The organism is Streptomyces sp. NPDC028368 (genome assembly GCF_055565615.1).
The window spans coordinates 577,233-594,420 of sequence record NZ_JBVHTY010000004.1 but is presented as its reverse complement, the minus strand read 5'-3'; the positions used below and the strand labels follow the sequence as shown (position 1 = coordinate 594,420).

Below are 17,188 nucleotides of genomic sequence, written 5' to 3'. Positions count from 1 at the left end.
GTCGTCACCCTCCGCTGACCGTTTTGGTCCGGGCGCAGGGCCCGCCGACCGTCTCCAGAAATGCGCCGACCACCGCGGAGAAGCGTTCTGGCTCCTCAAGGTGCGGGGCATGACTGGAATCCTCGAAGATCTCCCAACGGGCGTCCGAAATGAGTTCCTGGAAGGGCCGCACCGTGGCCGGAGTGACCTCGTCATGCCGGCCGGAGATGATGAGGGTGGGCACGCTGATGCGCGGCAGGCACTCGATCACCGACCAGTCGTGCAGACTGCCGATGACGTGGAATTCGTTGGGCCCGTTCATGGCGTGGTAAACCGTTGGGTCGGCGTAGGTCTCCAGGTACGTGGCCATGAGCGGGGCGGGCCACGGATCTAGGCGGCAGAAGTGCCGACCGTAGAAGACCAGCATCGCCTCAAGGTATTCGTCGCTGTCGGTGGTGCCGACGGCCTCGTGACGCCGCAGTGTCTCGTCCACACCCGGCGGCAGCTGGGCGCGCAGCCCCGCCAGCTCCGCCAGCCACAGCCTGTAGGAGGCCGGCGAGTTTGCGACGATCAGGCCGCGCAGCCCGGTGGGGCAGGTCGAGGCGTGCCGGGCGGCAAGCATCCCGCCCCACGACTGCCCGAACAGCAGGTAGTCGTCCGCGATACCGAGCCGCTCCAGGAGGTTGTCGAGCTCGTCGAGAAAGAGCTGAGGTGTCCAGAAGCCGGGATCGGCGTCCGGCATGTGAGTGGAGCCTCCGTTTCCGATCTGGTCGTAGTGCACCACGAGCCAGCCCTGTTCAGCGAACGCCGCCAGACCGAGCAGGTAGTCGTGGGTAGCCCCCGGGCCTCCGTGTACGACGACGAGGGTTGGGCGACCCGTTCCCGGCCGCCCGGTGACGCGATACCAGGTCTTGTGCTCCCGGAAAGGAACGGTGCCGTTGGCCGTGGGCGTGGGCGCCATCTTCAATCACCTAGGTTCGGTTCGTGATCAGCAGCAATTCCGCGTCCCCGCGCGGTGTGGAAATCTCTGGGATCCCTGACGGAGATCGGCTCAGGCGAGGGTCTCCAGCCACTCGTCGATGATGCGGGCGGTGGCCGGGGCGTGCTCCTGCCCAAGCGAGAAATGGTCGCCCTGCACCGTGCGCAGAGTGTGCTGGGGATCCCACGGCCAGGCACGCATCTCCGCCGGGTCGATGCCCTCGGGCGGCTCGACCAATGGCCTGGCGGCCTGGACGAACAGGGTCGGCGCGGCCAGCCGGACAGGGGCGAAGCCGGTCAGCACGCTCATGTAGTGCGGCATGGCCGACAGCCTCGTCGCGTTGTAGGGGCCGAAAGCCGACTCCATTCTCAACACCTCTCGCATGAGGTGGTCGAACCCGACGCTCACCGCCGTGTCATCGAAGCGGAAGGTGTCGATGAGGATCACTCCGACCGGCGATACCCCGGCCGCCTCTTCCAGATGGCTGGCGAGGTTGTGCGCGACAATGCCTCCCGAGGAGTATCCGAGCAGCACGAACGGCTCGCCGTCAGCTGCCGTCAGTACGGCGTCGCCCAGCACCCGCGACAGCGTCTCGACCGAATCGGGCAACGGTTCCCCACTGGCGAAGCCGGGCAGTGGCAGTGCCGACACGTGCCGGATGTCCCGGAATTCGGAGGCCAGTCGGGCGTGCTGCTGTACCCCGCCACCCGCCATAGGTGTGGCCAGGCAGATCAGCCGGGGACACCGTGGCCCGTCGGTCAAACGCACCGCCTCCGGGCCACGGTCGAGGTCACTGCGCGAGGTGAATCGGGGCCGCAGCGCGGCGACAGCCGACAGCAGTGTCATCGCACCCGCCGAGTCGTCGGCCCGGACGGCTTTCCGGAACAGGTCCATCACTGTGTCGTCCGCATCTGCCTTCGGATCCGCGGCGGGAGAGGACACCAAAGTCCATTCGTTCACGAGGAAACGGGCCAGGAGCGACGGGGTCTTGCTGTCGAACACCGCCATCGGGGACAGCGTCAGCCCCGTGGCGGCGTTCAGAGCGGTGCGCAGCTCCACGGCAGCGAGTGAGTCGAACCCTGATTCGAGGAAGTCGCGATCGGGATCTACAGCCTCGGGGCCGCCATGCCCGAGCACGGTGGCGGCGAGGCTCAGCACAAGATCGCGCAGTGCTGCTTCCCGCCGTTCGGCGGGCATCGCCGCCAACTCGCGCCGCATTGCCTCGGGGTCGGCACTGACAGCGCGACGCCGACTGGACGGGACCAGGCCGCGCAGCAGGGCGGGGGGTTCGCCACCAGCCCCGCTCCGCAGCGCCCTCACATCCAGGCCCATCGGCACCAGCACCGGCTCACGTCGGTCGGAGGCCGCGTCGAACAGTGCGAGGCCATCGCGCGAGGACAGCGCAAGCATGCCCTGACGCTCCATCCGGCGGAGGTCGGCCTCGCTCAGGCCGCGCGTCATCCCGCCGCTGTCCGCCCACAGCCCCCACGCGAGGGACTGGGCGGGCAGTCCTTCGGCGTGGCGCCGCACGGCGAGCGCGTCGAGGAACGTGTTGGCGGCGGCGTAGTTGCCCTGGCCGGGCGCGCCGAATACGCCCGCCGACGACGAGAACAGCACGAACGCGTGGAGGTCGTGGTCACGGGTGATGTCGTGCAAGTTGAGCGCCCCGTCCACCTTGGGGCGCAGCACCTCGTCGAGGCTGCGCGGTGTCAGGTGGGAAATGGTGCCGTCGGCCAGTACCCCGGCCGTGTGCACGACGGCACAGAGAGAGCGACCCGCCAGCAGCATCTCCAGGGCTTCCCGGTCCGCCACGTCGCATACCGCGATCTCGACGGTCGCGCCGAGCTCGGTCAGCTCCCGGTGGAGGTCGACGGCGCCCTCCGCTTCCCTACCACGGCGGCTGGTCAGCAGCAGGTCGCGCACGCCGTGCTCGACGACGAGATGGCGGGCCACGAGCGCGCCCAGCCCACCCGTTCCCCCGGTGATCAGCACGGTTCCCGGCCGGTCCCAGACGGTCTGTCGTTCCGGGGCCGCAGGGGTGCGTGACATGCGTGACAGGCGGGGTACGAGGACCTCACCGTCGCGGATCCTCACTTCCGGCTCGCCGGACGCGATGGCCCGTGCCAGCGCTCCCGGGTCGTCTCCGTCCGTGTCGAGCAGCGCGAAGCACTCCGGGGCCTCCGCGCGGGCCGCCCGGACCAGCCCCCAGGCAGCCGCCTGGGCGAGATCGTCGCCGCGGGTGACCGCCATGAGCCTCCGGCCGGCGAAGCGCTCGTCCTTAAGCCATGTCTGGAGGGCCCGCAGCGTTGCCTTGGTGACCGTTCTGACGTCGTCGGCGACGTCACCCGTGCCGCTGGGGAGCACCAACGCGACCGTCGCGGGCACGCGGCCGGAGAGCTCCCTCAGGTCGGTGACCATCGTCCAGTCCGTTTCTGGGGCGGGCACGGCAGCCGGCGCCCATGCGACGTGGAAGAGGGAGTCGTCGGGCCCCGTATGTGCCGGCGCGAACTGCTCGGCCGAGACCTCCCTGGACATCAGCGATTCCACGGACGCGACTGGACGACCCTGGAGGTCGGTGACGCGGATCTCTACTCCTCCCTCCTTCTTGGGAGTGAGACGGACCCGCGCGGCCGTTGCCCCGGAGGCATGTACCCGCACTCCTTTCCAGGCGAACGGCAGCGCCGTCGTGCCGTCGTCGCCGGCGCCGAGCAGCAGTGCATGCAGAGCGGAGTCGAACAACGCCGGATGCAGCACAAACCGCTCGGCGCCGGCCGCGTCGTCGAGGGTTACCTGGGCGAAGGTCTCGTTGCCAACTCGCCAGGCCGCCTTGAGGCCCTGGAACGACGGGCCGTATGCGTAACCGAGGTCCCGGAGGCGCTCGTACGCGTCATCAGTGGCGATGCGTGCTGTCTCGGGGGGCGGCCACTGCGTCAGGCCGAAGGCCGCCGGCTCGGCAGCGACCTCGGGTGCCAGCACCCCCTCCGCGTGCAGGGTCCAATGCCCGTGCTCGTCGGCGTCCTCGGCGCAGGAGTGGATGGTGAGAGGGCGCCGGCCTACGTCGTCGACGGCTTCGCCGACCGTCAGCCGCAACCGAACGCCGTCGTCCTCCGGCAGGGATAGCGGCGTCCGCAGGGTCAACTCGTCAAGAACTCGACAGCCGACCCGGTCGCCGGCGCGCACGGCGAGTTCAACGAATGCCGTTCCGGGCAACAGCGTTGCGCCGAGCACCTCGTGGTCGGCCAGCCAGGGCTGGGCGTTTGTCGACAGACGTCCCGTGAACACCACCGCCTCCGCGCCCGGCACAGCGGCTACGGCACTCAGTAGGGGGTGGTCGAGCGGGCTGAGGCCCAGGGACGCCGCGCTTCCGCCTTCTCCTGCCAGCGACTCCGGGAGCCAGTACCGCTTGCGTTGGAAGGCGTAGGTGGGCAGATCGACTCGCCGGGCCCCACGCCCGGCAAAGACCGCGTCCCAATCGACCGGCACCCCTGCGGCCCACAGCTGCCCGACTCCGGCGAACACAGCCTCTGTTTCCGGGCGTTCGCAGCGCAACGTGGCCGCCACGGTGGCCTCCGGCACCACCTCGCGGACCATGGCTGTCAGCACGCTGTCCGGCCCGATCTCCAAAAACCGCGCGACGCCTTCGCGCTCAAGCCGGCGGAGGTCGTCCGCGAACCGTACCGTCTCGCGCACATGCCGCACCCAGTACTCCGCCGACGCCATGTCCTTGACCAGACGAATAGCCGGATCCTGGTACTGGATCTCCTCCGCGACCTGGCGGAACGCATCGAGCATCGGCTCCATCAACGGCGAGTGGAACGCGTGCGAAGCCGCCAACCGATACTGCCGACGATCGGCAAACCGCCCAGCGACTGCGGCCACGGCCTCCTCGGCGCCGGAGACGACCACGGAGTCCGGGGTGTTGACCGCTGCGATCCCCGTCCGCCCGTCAAGGAAAGGAGCGACCTCTTCCTCGCCAGCCCGGATCGCCACCATCGCCCCGCCCGACGGCAGCTGTCCCATCAACCGGCCCCGCGCCGAAACCAACCGCGCCGCATCCTCCAGGGAGAACACCCCCGCCACATGCGCCGCCGCGAGTTCCCCGATCGAATGCCCCGCCACACAGTCCGGCCTGAGTCCCCACGACTCCAGCAGCCGAAACAAGGCCACTTCCAGAGCGAAAATCGCCGGCTGCGTGAACTCCGTACGCCCCAGGGCCCCTTCGTCTTCCCACACCACTGCACGCACCACCGGATCCAGCAGCGCGCGCACCTCATCGAACACCGCCGCGAACACCGGGAAGTCCTCATACAACCCCCGGCCCATCCCCACCCACTGGCTCCCCTGCCCGGTGAACAAGAACGCCAGCCTGCCTTCACGCTTCTTGCCAATGGCGACGGAGGGCGACGGGGTTCCTTCGGCCAGCATGGTGAGGCCCCCGAGGAGCCCCGGACGGTCGTCGGCCACGACTGCCGCACGATGTTCCAGCGCTGCGCGACCAGTTGCCAGTGACAGGCCCACATCCGCGGGGGCCAGGTCCGGTCGCTCCTTGAGGTGAGCATGGAGGCGTTCGGCCTGGGCCCGCAGCGCCTCCGGGCTCCGGGCTGACAGGAGCCACTGGAAGGGCCCCGCGTCGGCCACGTCCGACGGCACCTCCCTCGCTACGGGCGTTGCCTCCTCAATGATCACGTGAGCGTTGGTTCCACTGATGCCGAAGGACGTCACCCCGGCACGGCGCGGATGCCCCTCCCCCTCCGGCCACTGCCTGGGCTCGGTGAGCAGCTGGACGGCGCCCGCCGACCAGTCCACCTGCGGCGTCGGCTCGTCCACGTGCAGCGTCTTCGGCATGACGCCATACCGCATCGCCTGGACGACCTTGATGATGCCCGCCACACCCGCCGCGGCTTGGGCGTGGCCGATGTTTGACTTGACCGAGCCGAGCCAGAGCGGACGGTCACGGTTCTGACCGTACGCGGCGAGCAGGGCCTGGGCCTCGATCGGGTCGCCGAGCTTCGTGCCCGTGCCGTGTCCCTCGATCAGATCGATCTGGTCGGCGGAGAGACGTGCGTTGGCCAGGGCTTGCCTGATCACACGCTCCTGGGACGGGCCGTTGGGGGCAGTCAGACCGTTGCTGGCACCGTCCTGATTGACCGCCGTCCCCCGTACCACCGCCAGGACGGGGTGGCCGTTGCGGCGTGCGTCCGACAGCCGCTCGACAAGCAGCATGCCCACGCCCTCGCCCCACCCGACGCCATCGGCTGCGGCCGCATACGACTTACAGCGGCCGTCGGGCGCCAGCCCTCGCTGCCGGCTGAACTCGATGAAAATCTCCGGCGTTGCCATCACTGCGACGCCGCCGACGAGAGCCAGGGGGCACTCTCCGGACCGCAACGCCTGAATCGCCCAGTGCAGGGCGACCAATGAGGACGAGCAGGCGGTATCAACCGTCACCGCAGGCCCCTCCAGACCGAGCGTGTACGCGATCCGGCCCGAGGCGATGGCACCTGTATTGCTGCTGTACGCGTAATCGTGATACATCACCCCGGCGAACACACCGGTCGCGCTCCCTCTCAGCGACGTCGGATCGATCCCCGCCCGCTCCACCGCTTCCCACGACGCCTCCAGCAACAACCGCTGCTGAGGATCCGTGATCAACGCCTCATTCGGGCTGATCCCGAAGAAACCCGCATCGAACGCGGCCGCGTCGTGCAGGAAGCCGCCCTCGCGCGCGTAGGTCTTGCCGAGCTGCCCGGGCTCGGGATCGTAAAGGGCCGCCTCGTTCCAGCCTCGGTCGGCAGGGAACCGCGAAACCGCGTCCACCCCGTCGGCTACCACTCGCCACAGCTCCTCTGGCGAGGCCGCGCTGGGATAGCGGCAACTCATCGACACGATCGCAATGGGTTCGCGGGAGGCAGCCTGCAAGGCCCGATTGCGCGTGCGCAGGGTCTCGTTCTCCTTGAGCGACACGCGCAGCGCCGTCACGAGTTTCTGGTCGGTGTCGCCCATCGTGCCCTCAGGCTTCTCGCGTCGCGTCGCCCGGGTCGGTGCCCCGGAGCGCCATGTTGATGAGGTCCTCTGTGTCCATCGCGTCGATCGAGTCCTGTTTCAGCGCGGGCTCGGCGGTGGCAGGGGCGACACCGGCGAGTTCGAGCAGGGCGTCCATCAGGCCCGCGTCGTGCAACCTGGTGAGCGGGATGGATTGGAGCAGGTGGCGGACCCTATCCTCATCGGATCCCGTGCCGCCGTCGCCACGTGCGGGCGCCAGTTCCGTGCCAAGGTGCTCGGCCAGCCCCCGAGCATTGGGGTAGTCGTAGACCACAGTGGGCGGCAGCCGGAGCCCTGTGGCGCCCTGGAGGGAGTTGCGGAACTCGACCGCTCCCAACGAGTCGAACCCCAGGTCGCCAAAGGCCCGCTCCGGTTCGATGACCTCCGGTTCCGCATGTCCCAGCACGGCCGCCGCATGAGTACGCACGAGGTTGAGCAGCCCCTCATACTGCTCGTCCGCGGACAGCACCGACAGCCGCTGCCGCAACTCAGCCGCCCCGCTCTCGTGCTCCGCCGCCACGACACGCCTCGCAGGGCCGCTGCGGACCAAACCGCGAAGCATCGGAGGCACCTCGGTCGCGTTCAGCATCCCGGCATTCACCCTCATCGGTACCAGGACAGGCGTGGCCCGCGCGCACGCCGCATCGAAGAGTTCTAGCCCTTGCCCGGGCGACAGCCCCACCATGCCCGCACGGTCGATCCGCTGCCGGTCACGGGCGGCCAGGTCCCCGGCCATGCCGGAGTCGGTCGCCCACAGCCCCCAGGCCAGGGACTGGGCCGACAGGCCGTTGGCGTGCCGATGTGCGGCCAGCCCGTCCAGGAAGGCGTTGGCCGCTGCATAGTTCCCCTGCCCCGGCGAACCGATCATCCCGGCAGCCGAGGAGAACAGCACGAACGCGCTCAGACCCATGTCGCGCGTCAGCTCGTGCAGATGCAGGGCGGCCAGAGCCTTGGGCGCCACGACCCGCTCCAGGCGTTCTGGGGTCAACGAGGAGATCACCCCGTCGTCCAGCACGCCGGCCGCATGCACGACACCGGTGAACGAGCGTCCGGCGAGCAGTCCCGCCAGCGCCTCGCGATCGGCGACATCACAGGCTGCAACCTCGACCTCGGCCCCCATCGCCGTCAGTTCCCTCACCAGCTCCGCCGCGCCCGGCGCCTCTGGGCCCCGGCGGCTGGTCAGGAGTAGTCGCTGCACCCCGTGCTTGGCCACCAGATGACGCGCGACCAGTCCGCCCAGCACACCCGAAGCACCGGTGATCAGCACCGCTTCGCCGAAGCTCGACGACGACGCGCGCTCCGCCGCCGACGCGGGCCTCAACCGCGGTACATAGGCCTTTCCGCCCCGGATCGCCACCTGCGGCGCCCCCGATGCCAGGGCGAGGCCGATGTCCGCCTCGTCCTCCGCACCAGACACATCGACCAGGACGAACCGTCCCGGATCCTCCGACTGGGCACTGCGGACCAGGCCCCACGCCGCCGCACCGGCCAGGTCAACCACGTCCTCCCCGGCCACCGACACCGCGCCCCGCGTCACGACGGCCAGCGTGCCGGACCCGGACTGGACGGCCTCCAGAAGAGCGTGCAGCGTGGACAGCACGTCGCCTCCCCCTGCCCGCCACACCCGCACATCGTCGACCGTGTCGCCGACCGAGAGCGCCAGCGTCCATTCCACCTCGAACAGCGAGTCGACGCGCAGGAGCGGCTGGACTGGCACCTGACGCAGGGACAAGGAATCGACCGAGACGACGGGTTGATTCATGTCATCCACGGCTTCCAAGGTCACTTGGTCTCGGCCCGCAGGCGCCACACGCACGCGGAGAGCGGACGCGCCGGTGGCGTGCAGTTCCACGCCAGTCCAAGAGAACGGCAGAAGGACACGGTGGTCTTTGGGCCGCAGTAACGGGACTGTGTGCAGGGCCGCGTCCAAGAGTGCCGGGTGGAGCCCGAATCGGCCCGCCGCCTCAGGCAGTTCAACCTCGGCAAACAGCTCGTCGCCACGCCGCCAACCAGCCTTCAGGCCCTGGAACATCGGCCCGTACTCCAAGCCGGCTTCCGCCAGGCCCTCATACAGGCCTGTCACCTCCACGGGCTCCGCTCCAACTGGCGGCCATCGAGTCGTCTCCATCGCCCCGCTGCCGGTACCCGGTGCCAGCCTTCCACCGGCGTGACGGGTCCAGGCATGAGGAAGCTCTTTCTCGCCGCGCGAATACACCTCGATCGGTCGACGGCCGGACCCGTCGTCCGGCCCAATGACGACCTGAAGGGCCTTGGTCTCACGCTCGGTGAGCACCAACGGGACGTCGATGGTCAGCTCCTCGACCCGGCCGTATCCCACCTCGTCGCCCGCACGCACCGCCAACTCGACGAAGCCCGCGCCAGGGAAGAGCAATGTGCCGGCGACAACGTGCTCGGCGAGCCAGGGCTGCGACCCAGCCGACAGTCGCCCGGTCAGCACGGTCCGGTCTGCCCCCGCGACTGCCACCGCGGCGTCCAGTAGCGGGTGATCGAACGTCTCAAGCCCGGCCGATTCCGGGCTCGCATCCGGCGTCATCCAGTACCGCTTGCGTTGGAAGGGGTAGGTGGGCAGATCGACACGCCGGGCCCCACGCCCGTCGAAAACGGCGTTCCACTCGACCGGAACTCCCGCAGTCCACAACCGGGCGACCCCGGAGAACAGACTCTCTAGCTCAGTGCGGTCCCGCCGCAGCGCGGCCGCCGCAACCGCTCCGTCTGCCACCTGTTGCACCATCGCGGTCAGCACACTGTCCGGCCCGACCTCCAAGAACCGCGTCACACCAGCGTCCCGAAGCCGGCGGACGTCGTCGGCGAAGCGCACCGTCTCTCGCACCTGCCGCACCCAGTACTCCGCCGAAGCCACGTCCTTGGGCAGACTCATAGCCGGATTCTGGAACGTGATCCCCTCCGCGACCCGGCGGAACTCCTCCAGCATCGGGTCCATCAACGGCGAATGAAACGCATGCGAGGCCGCCAGTCGGCTCGTCCTGCGCTCAGCAAACCGCCCCACCACCGCCGCCACCGCGTCCTCGGCGCCCGAAACCACCACCGAAGAAGGACCGTTGACCGCAGCGATTGCCACCTCCCCGTCCAAGAACGGAGCAACCTCCCCCTCCGTCGCCTGCACCGCCACCATCGCCCCACCCGACGGCAACTCCCCCATCAACCGCCCCCGCGCCGACACCAACCGGGCCGCATCCCCCAACGAGAACACCCCCGCCACATGAGCCGCCGCCACCTCACCGAACGAATGCCCCGCCACAAAATCCGGCCTCAGCCCCCACGACTCCAGCAGACGGAACAACGCCACTTCCACAGCAAAAATCGCCGGCTGCGTAAACTCCGTACGCCCCAAACGCTCCCCATCACCCCACATCACCTCACGCACCACCGGATCCAACAGCACGCACACCTCATCAAAGGCCGCCGCGAAAACAGGAAAAGCCGCATACAACCCCCGGCCCATCCCCACCCACTGACTCCCCTGCCCGGTAAACAGAAACGCCAGCCCACCCTCGGCCACCGAACCCACCACCGTCTCCGCCCCGACCCGCACCGCCCGGTACTCCAACGCAGCACGCCCCGTCGCCGCAGAAAACGCCACGTCCAACTCGTCCCGGCCGACCGAGCGGATCCGTTCGAGCTGCGCCTTCAGCGCCTCAGCCGACCTGGCTGACACCACCAACGGTGTCGTCGTCAACTCGCGTCGCTCGACTGGCACTTCATCGGTCAGTGGGGCTTCCTCGATGATGACGTGAGCATTGGTGCCACTCATCCCGAACGAGGTGACGCCCGCACGACGCGGACGTCCGTTGCTCGACCACTCCCGCTCCTCGGTGAGCAGCCGGACATTACCGGCCTCCCAATCCACCTTCGGTGTGGGCTCGTTCACGTGCAACGTCTTCGGCATGACGCCGTGCCGCATCGCCTGCACCATCTTGATCACACCCGCCACACCCGCAGCCGCCTGGGTGTGCCCGATGTTCGACTTCACCGTTCCCAACCACAACGGCTCGTCCCGATCCTGCCCATAGGTCGCCAGCAGCGCCTGAGCTTCGATCGGATCCCCCAGCATCGTGCCCGTGCCATGCGCCTCGACTACATCCACATCGGCGAACGACAAGCCTGCATTCGCCAGCGCCTGCGCGATCACCCGCTCCTGCGACGGTCCGTGAGGAGCAGTAAGTCCATTGCTCGCACCGTCTTGGTTGGTCGCACTCCCCCGTACCACCGCCAACACCTGATGTCCGTTGCGCCGCGCGTCCGACAGGCGCTCCACCACCAGCATGCCGGCGCCCTCACCCCACCCGGTGCCGTCGGCTGCCGCGGCGAACGCCTTGCACCGCCCGTCGGGTGCCAGGACCCGCTGCCTACTGAACTCTACGAGCGTGATCGGCGTCGACATGACCGTGACCCCGCCGGCCAGCGCCAGTGAACACTCCCCACTACGCAGTGCCTTGACCGCCAAGTCCAGGGCGACCAGTGACGACGAGCAGGCGGTGTCGACTGTCAACGCCGGGCCCTCAAGACCCAGCGTGTAGGCCACACGACCCGAGAGCAGTGCCCCCGTCACGCTGCTGCCCGGGTAGTCGTGGTACACCAGCCCGGCGAACACGCCGGTTGTGCTCCCCTTCAGCGACAGTGGATCGATCTGGGCCCGCTCAAGCGCCTCCCAAGAAATCTCCAGCAGCAGTCGCTGCTGCGGATCCATGGCTACGGCCTCGTTCGGGCTGATCCCGAAGAACCCCGGATCAAAATCCGCTGCACCGTCCAGAAACGCGCCTTCCTTCACGTAGGTGGTGTTCTTCTCGCCGGCAGCGTCTGGGTCGTACAGTCGCTCCACATCCCAGCCCCGGTCAGCGGGAAGGCCGCCCAATGTGTACTGGCCGTTGGCTACCAGCTCCCACAGCCCCTCGGGCGAGTCCACACCATGTGCAAAACGGCACGCCATTCCCACGATCGCGACCGGCTCCCGATGCCGGTCCTCCACCTCACGCAGACGGCGCCGGGTCTGCTGCAACTCGCCGGTGGCAAGGCGTAGATACTCGCGCAGGCGGTCGTCGTACGAGCTTTTCGACATCGAAGTCAATCCATCCGTGAGTGTCGCTGAGTCTTCGGACGGAGTCCGTCAGGACAGTCCCAGTTCCTTGTCCAGCGCCTTGAACAACTCGTCGTCGGAGGCGGTGGACAGGCAGCCGTCCGGCTCACCACCCGCGGACACCCGGCTCCGGGCATCGCGCGCCCGCCGCAATGCCGCCTCAAGCCGGTCCGTGACCTTGGCATGAGCCTCGCCCTCCGGCCCCAGCCTCGCCAGGGCGTCCTCCAGCCGACTCAGTTCGGCCAGTAGCGGCTTGGCCGGATCGGCCTCCGTCGGCCACAGCCTGTCGCGCAGCAGCTGAGCGATGGCAAGGGAGGTCGGGTGGTCGAAGACCAGGGTCGCGGGCAGCGGCAGGCCAGACTCGGCGTTGAGCGCGTTGCGCAGCTCCACGGCACCTAGTGAGTTGAGGCCGAGTTCGCTCAGCGGGCACTCCGGCGGCACCGCCTCGACGCTGCTGTGTCCCAGGTATCGCGCGACATGGCCGCGCACCAGGTCGACAAGGAACCGGTCACGTTCAGCCTCGCCAAGCCCGCTCAGCCGTCGCTCCAACGAAGCCCTGCCTGCCGCCTCCCGACGGGGCCGGATACGCGCAAGAGCTCCGAAGATGGTGGGGAGAGTTCCCGCCTCGGCCTGTGCGCGCATTGCCGCCGGATCGAATCGAACCGGGAGCGTCAGAGGGGGTCGCCCCGGCAGGGTCGCGGCGTCCAGCAGCGCCAGCCCCGCCTCCGGGGACAGGGGCACCATTCCCGAGCGTCGGATCCGCAGCAACTCGGTTTCGTCCATCCGGTCGGCCATGCCCCCGACCTGGATCCAGGGTCCCCATCCCAGGGACAGCGCGGGAAGCCCGTGGGCGACGCGATGCCGGGCGAGCGCGTCCAACCAGGAGTTCGCCGCGGCGTAATTACCCAACGCGGCGCCGCCGAGCGTGCCCATGACGGACGAGAAGAGCACGAACGCCGAGAGGCCGTGCTCGCGGGTGAGCTCGTGCAGATACCAGGCGGCGTCCACCTTAGGTTTCATGACCGCGTCCAGCCGTTCTGGCGTCAACGCCCCCATCAACGCGTCGTCCAGCACCGCGGCCGCGTGCACAACCCCCGTCACGGGCCGTCGGGACAACAGCGAGGCCAAGGCCTCCCGGTCGGTGACGTCGCATGCCACTACTTCCGCTTCGGCACCCAACCCGAGCAATTCCTCGACCAGTTCGGCTACGCCTGGCGTGTCCGTTCCCCGGCGGCTGACCAGCAGCAGGCTCCGCACTCCGTGCTTCGCAGCCAAGTGCCGGGCGACCAGGGCACCGAGTCCGCTCGTTCCACCGGTGATCAGGAAGGTTCCATCCGTGTTCCACGAGTGGGCACGCTCGTCCGTCGCGGGGACGCGGGCCAACCTCGGTACCCGGATCTCGCCATTGCGGACAGCGATCTCGGACTCATCGAGACACAACGCCTCTTTGGGCAGTTCGCCGTCGGCGGCCAGGTCCACCAGGGTGAAGCGGCCGGGGTACTCGGCCTCCGCCGCCCGCACCAATCCCCACACCGCCGCATGCCCGAGGTCGCTGCCCTCGATCACACCGCGCGTCACGACCACAAGCCTGGAGGACGCGGCCTGCTCAGAGGCCAGCCACTGCTGAATGGCGGAGAGCGCCTGCCGGGCGGTGGCACGGAAGCCTTCTGGCGAGGCAGCGTCCGTCGGTGGGCACTCGTAGACCTCGCGACCACCGGACTCGGGTCCTGCGGGCGCCGGCGAAGCCACCCATTCGACGTGGAACAGCGACTCGCGGCCTCCGCTGTTCGCCCCTACTTCCTGCGTGGAGATCGCGCGCGTCTCGACGGACTTCACCGACAGTACGGGCCGTCCGTCCTGATCGACGCCTACCGAGGCTCCGCGCCATCTGTGAGCGAGCGTCTCACCGTCGGTGCCGTGTCGTCCGGCCTGCGCGGCGGCGTCGAGCAGGCCGGCGTAAGACTCTTCATCGCGCAGCCACGAGAGCCCACCGGCCTCGGAGGACAGCACGCCCGAGGCGTGCTTCACCCAGGGGGCCTGATCGCCACCGCGCGCATACACGCTGACCGCCCCCGCCTCGGTGACCGTCAGACGCAACCTCATGATGTCGTCGGCGCCGGCGGCGACGAGGGGTACATGGAGATCCAGTTCCTCGACCCCGCCTCGGCCCGTCCATTCGGCGGCGAACAGGGCCAGTTCCAGGAACACCTCCCCCGGTACGAATACTGCGCCCAAGATCTCGTGATCGACGAGCCAGGGCTGGGAGTCGAGGGAAATCGTCCCGGTGAACACCGAGCCCCCAGTGTCTGGAAGCTCGACTTCCGCCTCCAGCAGTGGGTGCTCCACCGGCATCAGCCCGGCCGTCCTCAGGCTCGCCTCCGGTGTCATCCAGTACCGCTTGCGCTGGAAGGGATAGGTGGGCAGATCGACACGCCGGGCCCCACGCCCCTCGAAAACAGCGTTCCACTCGACCGGCACTCCCACAGTCCACAGCTGACCGACCCCGGCGAACAGCCCCTCCGCCTCGGTACGGTCCCGCCTCAGCGTCGCCGCCGCCGTGGCCTGCGGAACCATCTCCCGGACCATGGCCGTCAGCACACTGTCCGGCCCGACCTCCAAGAACCGCGTCACACCAGCGTCCCGAAGCCGTCCGACATCGTCGGCGAAGCGCACCGCCTCACGCACATGCCGCACCCAATAGCCGGCTGAGGCCACGTCCTTGGGCATACGAATCCCTGGCTGCCGATACGTGATCCCCTCCGCGACCCGGCGGAACTCCTCCAGCATCGGCTCCATCAACGGCGAATGAGACGCATGCGAGACCTTCAACCGGATCTGCCGGCGCTCAGCAAAGCGCCGAGCAACCGCCGCCACCGCGTCCTCGGCGCCCGAGACCACCACCGAAGAAGGACCGTTGACCGCAGCGATTGCCACCTCCCCGTCCAAGAACGGAGCAACCTCCTCCTCCGTCGCCTGCACCGCCACCATCGCCCCACCCGACGGCAACTCCCCCATCAACCGCCCCCGCGCCGACACCAACCGGGCCGCATCCCCCAACGAGAACACCCCCGCCACATGAGCCGCCGCCACCTCACCGAACGAATGCCCCGCCACAAAATCCGGCCTCAGCCCCCACGACTCCAGCAGACGGAACAACGCCACTTCCACAGCAAAAATCGCCGGCTGCGTAAACTCCGTACGCCCCAAACGCTCCCCATCACCCCACATCACCTCACGCACCACCGGATCCAACAGCACGCACACCTCATCAAAGGCCGCCGCGAAAACAGGAAAAGCCGCATACAACCCCCGGCCCATCCCCACCCACTGACTCCCCTGCCCGGTAAACAGAAACGCCAGCCCACCCTCGGCCACCGAACCCACCACCGTCTCCGCCCCGACCCGCACCGCCCGGTACTCCAACGCAGCACGCCCCGTCGCCGCAGAAAACGCCACGTCCAATGCGTTCACACCCGCAGTCGGCACACCGACCTGCTGCACCTGCGCTTCCAGCGCCTCAGGCGAACCGGCTGATACGACAACCGGCGCCACTGGCAATTCCCACCGTTCAACAGGCTCTGCGCCCAGGGGCGGGGCTTCCTCCAGAATCACGTGCGCATTCGTCCCGCTGAATCCGAATGAAGAGACACCCGCGCGACGTGGCCCCCCACTCTCCGGCCAGGCACGGTTCTCAGTCAGCAGCCGGACGTTACCTGCCTCCCAATCCACGTGCGGCGTCGGCTCGTCCACGTGCAGCGTCTTGGGCAGCACACCGTGGCGGATTGCCTGCACCATCTTGATGACGCCCGCCATGCCCGCAGCCGCCTGTGTATGCCCAAGGTTCGACTTCACCGAACCTAGCCACAATGGTTCCCCCCGATCCCGGCCGTACGTTGCCAACAATGCTTGCGCCTCGATCGGATCGCCCAGTGTCGTCCCCGCGCCATGCGCTTCTACGGCATCTACATCAGCGGCCGTCAAACCCGCATTCGCCAACGCCTGCTCGATCACCCGCTGCTGTGACGGCCCGTTCGGCGCACTCAAACCATTGCTCGCACCGTCCTGATTGACCGCGCTCCCACGCACCATGGCCAAGACCGGGTGGCCACGGCGCCGCGCATCCGACAAACGCTCCAGGAGCAGAACTCCGACGCCTTCCGAGCAGCCGAAACCATTGGCTGCAGCATCAAACGACCTACATCGGCCATCCGTAGCCAAGCCGGATTGCTCACTGAAGTAGATAAACATTTCGGGCGTGGACATCACAGTCGCGCCGCTCGCGATCGCAAGCGAACACTCCCCCGCCCTCAGGGCCTGAAGGGCCATGTGCAGAGCAATCAGCGACGAGGAGCAAGCAGTATCCACCGTCACCGCAGGCCCTTCGAGGCCGAGTGTGTACGCAACGCGGCCCGAGGCGAGACTTCCCCCGCTGCCAGCACCGGGGTAGTCGTGATGCATCACCCCGGCGAACACACCCGTCGAACTGCCTTTCAGCGACGTCGGATCAATCCCTGCCCGCTCCACGGCCTCCCACGACACCTCGAGCAACAACCGCTGCTGGGGGTCCATCTCCCGAGCCTCACGCGGACTGATCCCGAAGAGCTGCGCATCGAACTCCCCCGCCTCATAGAGAAATCCCCCCTCTCGGGTATTCGATTTCCCTCGTTTTCCGGGCTCGGGGTCGTAGATTCCCTCCACGTCCCAACCACGGTCCTCCGGAAAGCGGGAAACCGCATCCACACCTTCCTCGACCAACCGCCACAACCCCTCGGGCGAACTCACCCCACCCGGATAACGGCACGCCATCGCCACGACGGCAATCGGCTCCTGGTCGCGGTACTCGAGCTCTGCTACGCGTTTGCGGGCGGCACGCAGGTCTGCGGTCGCGCGCTTGAGGTAGTCAAGAAGCTTCTCCTGGTTTCCCACCAATGCCACCCCGGGTCGAGACGGCGCCGACTCTGCGACGCACCTTGCCCGGGACGTTATCCAGTGCGAAAAAGTGACACCAACCCCTGTTTGCCCCTAAGAGTGAAGTTCCGCCCCAAGGAGGGCTGAGCGAAGAAGCGCTACAT

Annotated in this window: 4 protein-coding genes; all 4 read right to left on the bottom strand. The window is 68.4% G+C overall.

The annotated features are described in order from the left end of the window. Positions 1-4 precede the first annotated feature (4 nt). The 4 genes from ACZ4S3_RS12695 to ACZ4S3_RS12680 all read right to left on the bottom strand — a co-directional run bounded on the left by ACZ4S3_RS12695 (position 5) and on the right by ACZ4S3_RS12680 (position 17,102). Positions 5-940 (bottom strand): proline iminopeptidase-family hydrolase, encoded by a 936-nt coding sequence (locus ACZ4S3_RS12695; protein WP_467931422.1) that lies wholly within the window; start codon positions 938-940, stop codon positions 5-7. A 90-nt stretch (positions 941-1,030) separates the two neighbouring features. Continuing rightward, positions 1,031-6,961, bottom strand: a complete 5,931-nt coding sequence (locus ACZ4S3_RS12690; RefSeq protein WP_467931418.1) for a type I polyketide synthase — start codon at positions 6,959-6,961, stop codon at positions 1,031-1,033. Between the two features lie 7 nt (positions 6,962-6,968). Beyond that, positions 6,969-12,107, bottom strand: a complete 5,139-nt coding sequence (locus ACZ4S3_RS12685) for an SDR family NAD(P)-dependent oxidoreductase (protein WP_467931415.1) — start codon at positions 12,105-12,107, stop codon at positions 6,969-6,971. Positions 12,108-12,146: 39 nt separating this feature from the next. Then, entirely contained in the window at positions 12,147-17,102 is a 4,956-nt protein-coding gene (locus ACZ4S3_RS12680; RefSeq protein WP_467931600.1) for a type I polyketide synthase, read from the bottom strand. Between the last annotated feature and the right edge of the window lie 86 nt (positions 17,103-17,188).